Source organism: Pararhizobium sp. IMCC21322, from assembly GCF_030758295.1.
Classification (GTDB): domain Bacteria; phylum Pseudomonadota; class Alphaproteobacteria; order Rhizobiales.
The window spans coordinates 5,143,681-5,155,000 of the sequence record NZ_CP132335.1 but is presented as its reverse complement, the minus strand read 5'-3'; the positions used below and the strand labels follow the sequence as shown (position 1 = coordinate 5,155,000).

Below are 11,320 nucleotides of genomic sequence, written 5' to 3'. Positions count from 1 at the left end.
GTGTACCAGTACCGTGAGGGAAAGGTGAAAAGCACCCCGACAAGGGGAGTGAAAGAGTTCCTGAAACCGGATGCTTACAAACAGTTGGAGGGCGCAAGCCTGACAGCGTACCTTTTGTATAATGGGTCAGCGACTTAATCTGACGAGCAAGCTTAAACCGTTAGGTGTAGGCGTAGCGAAAGCGAGTCTTAATAGGGCGTTTTAGTTCGTTGGATTAGACCCGAAACCAAGTGATCTATCCATGGGCAGGTTGAAGGTTGGGTAACACCAACTGGAGGACCGAACCCACTAATGTTGAAAAATTAGGGGATGACCTGTGGATAGGGGTGAAAGGCCAATCAAACTTGGAAATAGCTGGTTCTCCGCGAAATCTATTTAGGTAGAGCGTCGGATCAATACTCCGGGGGGTAGAGCACTGGATGGGCTATGGGGGCTTACCGCCTTACTGATCCTAACCAAACTCCGAATACCCGGAAGTACTATCCGGCAGACACACGGCGGGTGCTAACGTCCGTCGTGGAGAGGGAAACAACCCTGACCGCCAATTAAGGTCCCAAAGTCATGGCTAAGTGGGAAAGGATGTGAGGATCCCAAAACAACCAGGATGTTGGCTTAGAAGCAGCCATCATTTAAAGAAAGCGTAACAGCTCACTGGTCTAAATAAGGGTCTTTGCGCCGAAAATGTAACGGGGCTAAAGCCATGCACCGAAATTGCGGGTGCGTTCATCCTTCGGGTTGAATGCGCGGTAGCGGAGCGTTCTGTAAGTCTGCGAAGGGATACACCGTGAGGGGTCCTGGAGATATCAGAAGTGCGAATGCTGACATGAGTAACGATAAAGAGTGTGAGAGACACTCTCGCCGAAAGTCCAAGGGTTCCTGCGTAAAGCTAATCTGCGCAGGGTTAGCCGGCCCCTAAGGCGAGGCCGAAAGGCGTAGTCGATGGGAACACTGTTAATATTCAGTGGCCTGGTGGTAGTGACGGATCCTAAACGTTGTCATTCCTTATTGGATTGGAGTGGCCGCTAAGGGGTTCCAGGAAATAGCTCCACCGCTATAGACCGTACCCTAAACCGACACAGGTGGACAGGTAGAGAATACCAAGGCGCTTGAGAGAACTATGCTGAAGGAACTCGGCAAATTGCCTCCGTAAGTTCGCGAGAAGGAGGCCCAATCCGTGGGCAACCATGGGTTGGGGGCACAGACCAGGGGGTTGCGACTGTTTATCAAAAACACAGGGCTCTGCGAAGCCGCAAGGCGACGTATAGGGTCTGACGCCTGCCCGGTGCTGGAAGGTTAAAAGGAGAGGTGCAAGCCTTGAATTGAAGCCCCAGTAAACGGCGGCCGTAACTATGACGGTCCTAAGGTAGCGAAATTCCTTGTCGGGTAAGTTCCGACCTGCACGAATGGCGTAACGACTTCCCCGCTGTCTCCAGCATAGACTCAGTGAAATTGAATTCCCCGTGAAGATGCGGGGTAACTGCGGTTAGACGGAAAGACCCCGTGCACCTTTACTACAACTTTACACTGGCATTTGTAACGGCATGTGTAGGATAGGCGGTAGACTATGAACCATGGGCGCCAGCTTGTGGGGAGTCGTCCTTGAAATACCGCCCTTATCGTTATGAATGTCTAACCGCGGCCCGTTATCCGGGTCCGAGACATTGTATGGTGGGTAGTTTGACTGGGGCGGTCGCCTCCTAAAGAGTAACGGAGGCGCGCGATGGTGGGCTCAGACCGGTCGGAAATCGGTCGTTGAGTGCAATGGCATAAGCCTGCCTGACTGCGAGACTGACAAGTCGAGCAGAGACGAAAGTCGGTCATAGTGATCCGGTGGTCCCGCGTGGAAGGGCCATCGCTCAACGGATAAAAGGTACGCCGGGGATAACAGGCTGATGATGCCCAAGAGTCCATATCGACGGCATTGTTTGGCACCTCGATGTCGGCTCATCACATCCTGGGGCTGGAGCAGGTCCCAAGGGTTTGGCTGTTCGCCAATTAAAGTGGTACGTGAGCTGGGTTCAGAACGTCGTGAGACAGTTCGGTCCCTATCTGCCGTGGTCGTAGGAGAATTGATAGGATCTGCCCCTAGTACGAGAGGACCGGGGTGGACGTACCTCTGGTGGACCTGTTGTTGCGCCAGCAGCATTGCAGGGTAGCTATGTACGGTCGGGATAACCGCTGAAAGCATCTAAGCGGGAAACCCACCTAGAGATAAGTTCTCCCTTGAGAATCGTGGAAGACCACCACGTTGATAGGCTGGGTGTGGAAGTGCCGTAAGGCATGAAGCTTACCAGTACTAATAATTCGATTGGCTTGATTACTCTCATTAATCAATGCTCACCCCCACTGGATTGATCCAGTGGATGGGTGCGATACACATAAAATATAAAAACCAGTTTTCATAAAATAGAGTGACTGCATTTTGTCGGTCTGGTGGTTATGGCGTGGAGCCTAAACCCGATCCCATTCCGAACTCGGCCGTTAAACTCCACAGCGCTGATGGTACTTCGTCTTAAGGCGCGGGAGAGTAAGACGCTGCCAGACCTGCAAAATGCAGTCGCACTTGAGATACCTTCTTTTAATGTTACGAAAAACCCCGCGCCTTGCTTAACAGCAATGCGTGGGGTTTTTTGTGCTCGCAATTACTGCAACCCGAAAAAGGGGTATGCGGGAGTCAGAGCGGGAGATTGTGAGGGCCTCAAATAAGTTCTACCAGGCCAGACAAGTGATCTATTTCATAATCAGCATTCATGGATTTCAGGTGGTCAAAATCATGAAACAGAGCGTTTTGTGGCGGTGCAAACAAGCACGTTTGGCAGCCGATGGATTTGCCCGCGAGAATGTCCACGTGAGAGTCTCCGATGACCAATGTGTCGCGCGCATTGGCACCCATTCTGTCAAGAGTTTCCTCAAAGGGCAGCGTATTCGGTTTATGGCCGTAGCCATCATCTCCTGCGATGGTAGACCCAAAAAACGGATTGAGACTATGTGCAGCCAGTCCGCTCTCCAATAAAGGGCGCGCGCTGGAACTGACCAGGCTCAATGCCGTCTTGTTGTCTTTAAGCACATTGAGGGTTTGAATGGCCCCATCATACAAGTCCACACTATGTGACGCCTGTAATACATGTTCGCGGGTTTCCTCTGCTATTGCCGGAAAATTGATATCCGGATGCCTGCCCGGAACTTCATGATGGTTGTGAAAAAATTCCGCGACAATTTCCCTGGGGTCGAATGTCAGATCGCGTCGACTGAGCGACGTCTGATACCCGCCGAGCCACAACTCCAAAGTTCTGGCAAGGGTTCCATCCCAATCAAAAATTATGGTCTGAACACCCATTCCTGGTGTCTACCCCCGAATATGTTGTGCTGCTGGTGTAGCATTCCTGACATCCAAAGATAATGGGACGGTGTGACTTTTGGTGACAGCATGTTTTGCCAGATGATAAAAGCACGATATATCAACCGGTATCAGTGCTTCCATTATCAGCAGACAGGTCCCCGATGAACGCTCCAATATCCAAGAAGGACGCGCCAGCTCAAGCAGGCTTTCAGTGGGATGATCCATTTCTGTTGACAGAGCAACTCACAGAAGAAGAGCGTCTGATCAGCGAAGCGGCGCGCGCCTTTGCAGCTGAGAAACTGCAGCCTCGCATTCTGGAGGCTTATGCTGCTGAGGAAACTGATCCTGAGATTTTTGCGGAAATGGGGGCGATGGGCTTGCTTGGTGCCACCATCCCTGAAACCTATGGCGGTGCGGATGTTGGCTATGTCAGCTATGGTCTGATTGCCCGTGAAGTTGAACGCGTTGACAGCGGTTATCGCTCGATGATGAGCGTGCAGTCCTCATTGGTGATGTACCCAATTTATGCCTATGGCTCTGAAGAACAACGACAAAAATATCTGCCTAAATTGGCAACAGGAGAATGGATCGGCTGTTTTGGCCTGACAGAGCCGGATGCCGGCTCCGACCCCGCAGCTATGAAAACCAGAGCCGTCAAAATTGATGGCGGCTATCGACTGACCGGTTCGAAAATGTGGATCTCCAATTCACCGATTGCGGATGTGTTTGTGGTCTGGGCCAAATCCGAAGACCATGACAACAAGATCTGCGGTTTTGTGCTGGATAAGGGTATGGCAGGGCTGAGCGCGCCGAAAATCGGCAATAAATTGTCTTTGCGTGCCTCTGTCACCGGCGAGATTGTGATGGATAATGTCGAGGTCCCTGAAGCTGCCCTCTTGCCCAATGTCTCTGGCCTGAAAGGACCTTTTGGTTGTCTCAACCGGGCGCGTTATGGCATCGGATGGGGCGTGATGGGGGCGGCGGAAGATTGCTGGCATCGTGCCCGAAATTACGGGCTGGAACGCAAGCAGTTCGACAAACCCTTGGCAGGCACGCAGCTTTTTCAGAAAAAACTGGCCGATATGCAGACCGAGATTGCCCTTGGCCTGCAGGCCTGTTTGCGCGTGGGTCGTTTGATGGATGAAGGGCGCAGCGCGCCTGAAATGATATCACTGATCAAGCGGAACAATTGCGGCAAAGCGTTGGAAATTGCCCGCCATGCGCGGGACATGCATGGTGGCAATGGCATATCAGGCGAGTATCATGTGATGCGCCATGCGCAGAATCTGGAAACCGTAAACACCTATGAAGGCACTCATGATGTGCATGCGTTGATTCTGGGCCGGGCACAAACCGGATTGCAGGCCTTTTTCTAGATGGCTTCGCCCAAGCCGCTTTCCGGATTGAAAGTTCTTGATCTGTCACGTGTGCTGGCCGGACCGTTCGCCGGACAGCTGCTGGCTGATCTGGGGGCAGATGTTATTAAAGTGGAAAGCCCACAAGGCGATGACACACGCAGATGGGGCCCTCCCTTCATTGATCGCGATGATGGTAGCCGGGACGCGGCCTATTTCCACAGTTGTAACCGTGGCAAGCGGTCTCTCGTTGCAGACCTGAAAAACATCGATGACCTTCGACGGATTGAAAGCCTGATAGCCAGAGCCGACGTGGTTCTTGAAAATTTCAAGGTGGGCGGCCTGAAGCAATTCGGACTTGATCATGCCACGCTCTGCGCGCGTCACCCAGGCCTGATCTACTGCTCGATTACCGGGTTTGGCCATAGCGGGCCGAAAAGCCATCAGGCTGGCTATGATATCATGATCCAGGGCCTGTCCGGCATCATGTCGATTACGGGCGAGGCGGATGGCCCACCGCAAAAGATGGGTGTAGCTTTCGCGGACGTGTTTACGGGCCTTTACTCAGTGATTGCCATTCAGGCGGCATTGAGCGAGCGGGGCCGGTCCGGCTTAGGGCAATTCATTGATATGGCGCTGTTTGATACGATGACCGCCGTATTGGTCAATCAGGCGATGAACCATCTGACATCCGGCACCGCGCCGCAGCGTATGGGGAATGCACACCCGAACATTGTGCCTTATCAGGCATTTGCCGTTGCCGATGGCTATGTGATTGTGGCAGTCGGAAATGATGGGCAGTTCAGGCGGTTTTGTCAGGTTCTGGAACGGGATGATCTTGCGCATAATGCGCGCTATCAGACAAATCCGGATCGTGTCCGCCATCGCAGCTCGTTGATTCCAGAGCTGGAAACAGAGTTGCAGACGTGGCAGCGGGACAGACTTTTGGCAGCCCTTGAGGCCGCGACGGTTCCTTGTGGTCCGATCCATGATGTGGGGGAAGCCATCAATGATCCGCAATTGCAACACCGTGGCATGGTGCTGGAGCGCGAGGGTATACCGGGGCTTGCCAGCCCTATACATTTTGGCACGGAAGTCTTGGCGTCCGAACTGGCATCACCGACCCTTGGCAACACAAGTTTTGACGATGCGGAAAAACTGTTTGGCCGCGTGTGAAAAACACTCTCGACGTGTGCAGCCGGACTGCGCTAGAAGAACTTCATGACACAAAACATTGATCTTCTGCGCCCGGTCCTCACCCGCGCACCTGTTGTTCCGGTTCTCATCATTGATGATGCGAAATCGGCTGTTCCCCTTGCGCGCGCCCTTGTTGCCGGCGGCCTGACTGCGCTGGAAGTGACGTTGCGCACACCAGCTGCATTGGAGGCTATCAAGGCAATTGCTGATGAAGTCGAAGGCGCTGATATTGGCGCCGGAACGGTTCTGACGCCAGGCCAGTTGGAGGCCTGCGTCAAAGCTGGCGCCAAATTCCTGGTAAGCCCGGGCTGTGCGCCCAATTTGCTGGATGCGGCAAAGGACAGTCCGGCCCCATTGCTGCCGGGTGTTGCGACCGCCAGTGAAGCCATGCAGATCATGGAACGCGGCTATACATATATGAAATTTTTCCCGGCCGAGCAGGCTGGTGGCGCACCCTATTTGAAGGCCCTGTCTTCGCCTTTGGCTGATCTGCGGTTTTGCCCGACCGGTGGTGTATCCTTGAAGAATGCTGCCGATTATCTCTCCCTTCCCAAAGTGATTTGCGTCGGTGGATCCTGGGTTGCGCCCAAGCAAGCCGTTGTGGATGGGGATTGGGATACCATTGAAAATCTGGCGCGTGATGCGTCCAAGCTCGGACGGTAATCGGTGCGGGGCAAAGCAGATGTTGATGGGGTGGCGACAATGCATGCATAACAGCGGTAAGGCCTTTTTGGTCGCTGTATTTGCTTGCCTTTTGTCCCCTCACATTGCCAATGCTTTGGAGCCGCCGGTTCCATTTACCGTATTTGCAGCGTCCAGTCTTACGGATGTGCTGGAAGAAGCCATCGCCGCCTATCATGAAGAATATACGCCCGGATTGGTGACTCTCTCCGTTGCGGGAACAGGCACCCTGGCGCGCCAGATCGAGGCCGGTGCGCCGGTGGATGTGTTCATTTCAGCTGATCGCGAGTGGATTGATTATCTGTCTGACAAGGGCCTCATTGAGGGCCGTACGGCCACCCATGTTGCGAGCAACCGTTTGGTTCTGATCACGCGCTCCGACACACGCCTGTCCGGGACGCTGGATGAACGTCTGCTTCAATTGAGCGAGTCCGGCCGTATTGCAATGGGAGACCCGGAAGCGGTGCCTGCAGGGCGCTATGCCCGCACCGCGTTGCAATCGCTCCAGATATGGACGAAGTTGCAAGGTGCGATTGTGCCGACGCATAATGTACGTATGGCATTGGCGCTGGTTCTGAGGGGGGAAGTTGATGGCGCAATTGTATATGCAACAGATGCTGCGCTTACGCCTGAATTGACGGTGCAGGCTGTGTTTTTGCAAGGGCTTCATTCGCCTATTCGCTATTGGGCCGTGGCGCTTGGCGGCGCGCCCTGGACAGCTTTTGACTTTATTTCCAGCCTGCGCAGCGCAAAGGCTGCCGAGATATGGGAAACCAACGGGTTTTTGACGCCGTGACTCCAGCCGAAATCAGCGCCCTTACTCTCTCGCTCAAAGTGGCCTCACTGGCGCTGGTCGTGATGATGCCATTGGCAATTTTTGTTGCCTATGTGTTGTCGCGCAAACGGTTTCGGGGCCACAGTTTGTTGAATGCGCTGGTGTTTTTGCCTCTTGTATTGCCGCCAGTTGTTACCGGATATTTTCTGCTGCTGACCTTTGGGCGTACCGGACCGGTGGGCATGGTCTTGGACAGTCTGTTTGGCACACGGCTCGCCTTTACCTGGGTGGGCGCTGCAATTGCTGCCGGCGTTATGGCGTTTCCGCTGATGGTCCGGCCTTTGCGGCAGGCCTTTGACGCGGTGGACCCGGGGCTTGAAGTTGCGGCAAAATCACTTGGGGTCAAACGGGTCCGGCGCTGGCTGACCATTACATTGCCGCTGGCCATGCCCGGTCTGATTGCGGGCGCTGTGCTGGGCTTTGCCAAAGCCCTGGGTGAATTTGGGGCAACCATTACATTTGCCGCCAATATTCCGGGAGAAACACGGACGCTGGCGCTTGCGATTTATACTGAGTTGCAGCGGCCCGGCGGCGAAACACCGGCATTTCGACTGACATTGATCTCGCTGGCGATTGCCGTTGTGGCCGTTATTCTGTCTGAACTCGTTGTTGCGCGGATAGCGCGCCGCGCGCGCGCCGCGCAGGAGGACCGCCATGGGTGAGTCTCCTGCCACGTCTGCTGCACCCATTCTGGATGTGCAGATACATGGTGTCGTTGGCACGTTTCAGTTGCGGGCAAAGTTTCGTTCGCAAGGGTTGGCAACCGCTGTGTTTGGTCATTCGGGCGCTGGCAAAACCTCACTTATTCAAATGCTGGCTGGTCTTAGAACACCCCAATCCGGGCATATCCGAATTGGAGACACCGTTGTTTATGACAGCGCAGCCGGGATCAATGTTCCGGTGGAAGAGCGCCGTGTTGGAATGGTGTTTCAGGACAGCCGCCTGTTTCCGCATATGTCTGTTGAACGTAATCTGACTTACAGCCATTGGGCAGGTGGTCGCCTGCCGGGTCTCAGATTCGACAAGGTTATTCAGCTGTTGTCGCTGGAAAATCTTTTGAAGCGAAACCCGCTGACCCTGTCTGGAGGCGAGCAGCAACGTGTTGCTATCGGCCGCGCGCTTTTGTCTGATCCGCGCATCCTGTTGCTGGATGAACCGCTGGCATCGCTCGACAATGCGCGGAAGCAGAACATTTTGCCGTTTATCGAGCGGGTTGCGCAGGAAAGCCGGATTCCGATCTGCTATGTCAGCCATTCCATGGATGAGGTGACGCGCATTGCCGATGATCTTGTGGTGCTGTCTCGTGGCAAAACCATCGCCTCCGGCCCGTTGACCGAGATTCTGACGCGTGTTGATCTGGGCGGTGCAACCGGACGTCATGAAGCCGGCGCGATTGTTTCGGCCAGGGTTGTGGCCCATGATGACACTCTGGGCCTGACCCAATTGATGCTGCAGACCGACCCACCCTTGCAGTTTGAACTGGCCCGCAGTGAATTGCCAATTGGTGCAGATGTGCGCCTGCGCATACGGGCAAGAGATGTGTCTATCGCTGTTCAGCCGGTGGCTGGCCTTTCAATTCGCAATCAGCTTCCGGCGCGAATAGAGACTGTCAAGACTGATGAGCAGGGCTACGCTGAACTCGTGCTGCGTCTTGGTGCAGACGGTGCTGGTGCCGGTTTGCGCGCACGCATCACCGCAGCCTCTGCTCTGGAACTGCAGTTGGAACAGGGTGATCTGGTCTTTGCACTGGTGAAATCCATAGCTATTGAACGCCGATTGCTGCAGCCGATGATTGAAGTGGCTGCCAGAACAGAGCCAAATGCTGAGCCTACGCCCGCTGAGTCTGCGCTTATTGAGCCTGCGGCTAATGAATCCAACCAACCGGAAACGGGCCGACTTGATATCATGCCGCAGCGTGATGCCGTGGTTGATCGGCAATTGGCGGCGGGACTGGCTGCGGAATTTCTGGATGTTGAAAAGAAGCCTGAACAACCGATACCGGACGAAAGTCCTGATCCTGTCAGCGCGATGGTGGTTCCTGATTTAGTCGTTCGCGGTCCGGTTGTTACTGTCCCGGCTGTAACTTACCCGACTGAAACGAACTCGGACCTTTCTGAGGAAGACACCAGCGTCGCGCCTCAGGCTGAGATGGTTGTGGCTCCGGAAACTTTGGCAGCAGAACCTGTCGAAGTTCAGGAAGAGCCGCATCTGGAACCGGACCCCGAGCCGGTCGTTGAAGAACGCGCTGAGGAACCGGTTCCTGAAAAAGTGCCCAATCCGTTTTTGATGGATGCGCCGACCATCAAACGATAAATCTTTTCGCTGTTTCAGGGCATCTCATTTGATTGACAGAGTGGTGATTTCAATCATCTCTGGATTCTCGGAACAAGTCCGAGAATGACGGCGGTGGGCCAAAATGGCGCTGGTGGATTTGTTTTTGGTTCACACAACCCGCCCGCTTCACAAACCAGCCTGACCTACACACCTGTCTGACCTACAAACCAGCCGTCGCCCTCGGACTTGTTCCGAGGGCCCATGGTTGATCCAGTGCTTCTGCACAAGAAAATCATGCGTTAAGGCGCTTTTGTCTGTTCCATAAAGTCTGCCATACGGCTGATTGCCCGTTCAATGTTCTCTGCCGAATTGGCGTATGAGAGCCGGATATAGCCTTCGCCCAAAATGCCGAAATCGGGACCACCGATTGTGGCAACGCCAGCCTCTTCCAGCAAGGCGCTTGCCAGTTTCTTGGCGGGCCAGCCTGTCTGCTTGATGTTGGGGAATGCATAAAATGCCCCTTTGGGCACAGCGCAATTAACACCTGGAAGCTTGTTAAGTTGATCCACCACAATATGTCGGCGGTGGTCAAAGGCCGCCATCATATCTCCAACCGCATCCTGAGGGCCTGTGAGGGCGGCGATACCGGCATATTGCGATGGTGCATTGACGCAAGACCAGGCATTCACAGCGAGTTTGCGGACTTTGTCGTAAAGCGCATCCGGCCACACAGACCAGCCCATGCGCCAGCCGGTCATGGCGTAGGTTTTTGACCAGCCATTGAGCACGATCAGGCAATCTCTGATTTCCGGATAATTTAGCAACGACACATGCTGTTCGCCATCATATGTCATGCGGTCATAAATCTCATCAGACATGATGGCGATATCGGGACGATCAGCCAGGCCGGCGACCAGAGCATCGATTTCAGCTTTCGGCGTGACACCGCCGGTGGGATTGGCTGGTGAATTGATGATGACAAGACGCGTCTTGTCCGTGATCAGCGAGAGGGTTTCCTGCGCCGAAAAGGCAAAGCTGTTTTCCTCGCGAATGGGCACGGGAATGGGCTTGGCCCCGGTAAATTCGATCATTGACCGGTAGATGGGGAAGCCGGGGTCAGGGTAGAGGATTTCGGCGCCGGGCTGACCAAACAGCAGGATTGCTGCGTACATTGTAACCTTGCCGCCAGGCACAATCATGATGTTGTCTGGCGATACCGTCGCATCATAGCGCTGATGAATATCCGCAGCGACCGCTTCACGCAGTGGCAAAATCCCGGTAGCGGGCGTGTAACCGTGATGCCCATCCCTGAGCGCCTTGATGGCGGCTTCCACAATATGTGGGGGTGTTTCAAAATCCGGTTGGCCAATACCCAGATTGATAATGTCCTTGCCTTCTGCAGCCAATGCAGTGGCGCGGGCCAGCACGGCAAAGGCGTTTTCCTCGCCGATGCGGTCAAAGCCGGAAATTGTTGTCAGCGCAGTCATTGTTGCGGTGTCTCCCCTGTTGATTTTGAGGCGCATTTAGGCGCATGTATTGCTGATAAGCAAATTCAAAAACAATGCCGGTTGCGCTTTGCGGTCGGCAAATCGTGCGGGGATGTGGATACGAACACATTTATCCATTTCGTCAGCGCGG

7 protein-coding genes, 2 rRNA genes and 1 pseudogene (1 of these 10 cut by a window edge) are annotated in these 11,320 nt (G+C 54.3%); 8 read left to right on the top strand and 2 right to left on the bottom strand.

What is annotated here, in order from left to right; translation table 11 throughout:
- Together RAL91_RS24530 and rrf are read left to right on the top strand one after the other, a co-directional pair.
- Positions 1–2,321: ribosomal RNA gene (locus RAL91_RS24530) — 23S ribosomal RNA — on the top strand; it begins 432 nt to the left of the window's first position.
- 108 nt (positions 2,322–2,429) lie between these two features.
- Positions 2,430–2,544, top strand: a 5S ribosomal RNA gene (rrf, locus tag RAL91_RS24525).
- Positions 2,545–2,698: 154 nt separating this feature from the next.
- Here rrf and RAL91_RS24520 read toward each other — a convergent pair.
- Positions 2,699–3,337, bottom strand: a complete 639-nt coding sequence (locus RAL91_RS24520; RefSeq protein WP_306258847.1) for an HAD family hydrolase — start codon at positions 3,335–3,337, stop codon at positions 2,699–2,701.
- A 164-nt stretch (positions 3,338–3,501) separates the two neighbouring features.
- On the opposite strand from RAL91_RS24520, the gene RAL91_RS24515 reads away from it, so the two are divergent.
- The 6 genes and pseudogenes from RAL91_RS24515 to modC form a co-directional block, all read left to right on the top strand.
- On the top strand, positions 3,502–4,716 hold the full coding sequence (locus RAL91_RS24515; RefSeq protein ID WP_306258846.1) for an acyl-CoA dehydrogenase: 1,215 nt from the start codon (positions 3,502–3,504) through the stop codon (positions 4,714–4,716).
- Complete coding sequence (locus RAL91_RS24510) at positions 4,717–5,871, top strand: CaiB/BaiF CoA-transferase family protein (protein ID WP_306258845.1); 1,155 nt, start codon at positions 4,717–4,719, stop codon at positions 5,869–5,871.
- A 45-nt stretch (positions 5,872–5,916) separates the two neighbouring features.
- Positions 5,917–6,555, top strand: a complete 639-nt coding sequence (locus tag RAL91_RS24505) for a 2-dehydro-3-deoxy-phosphogluconate aldolase (protein ID WP_306258844.1) — start codon at positions 5,917–5,919, stop codon at positions 6,553–6,555.
- A 43-nt stretch (positions 6,556–6,598) separates the two neighbouring features.
- Entirely contained in the window at positions 6,599–7,369 is a 771-nt protein-coding gene (modA, locus tag RAL91_RS24500; protein WP_306258843.1) for a molybdate ABC transporter substrate-binding protein, read from the top strand.
- Positions 7,339–8,070, top strand: coding sequence for a molybdate ABC transporter permease subunit (gene modB, locus RAL91_RS24495; RefSeq protein ID WP_306258842.1), 732 nt, complete (start codon positions 7,339–7,341; stop codon positions 8,068–8,070). The genes modA and modB overlap by 31 nt, the downstream gene beginning before the upstream one ends.
- A pseudogene (gene modC / locus RAL91_RS24490) lies at positions 8,063–9,181 on the top strand (molybdenum ABC transporter ATP-binding protein); the annotation flags it as partial. The gene modB and the pseudogene modC, both read left to right, overlap by 8 nt.
- An 800-nt stretch (positions 9,182–9,981) precedes the next feature.
- On the opposite strand, the gene RAL91_RS24485 reads toward modC, so the two are convergent.
- The gene (locus RAL91_RS24485; RefSeq protein WP_306258840.1) at positions 9,982–11,169 is read right to left on the bottom strand and encodes a pyridoxal phosphate-dependent aminotransferase; all 1,188 of its coding nucleotides are present in this window, start codon (positions 11,167–11,169) and stop codon (positions 9,982–9,984) included.
- Positions 11,170–11,320 lie beyond the last annotated feature (151 nt).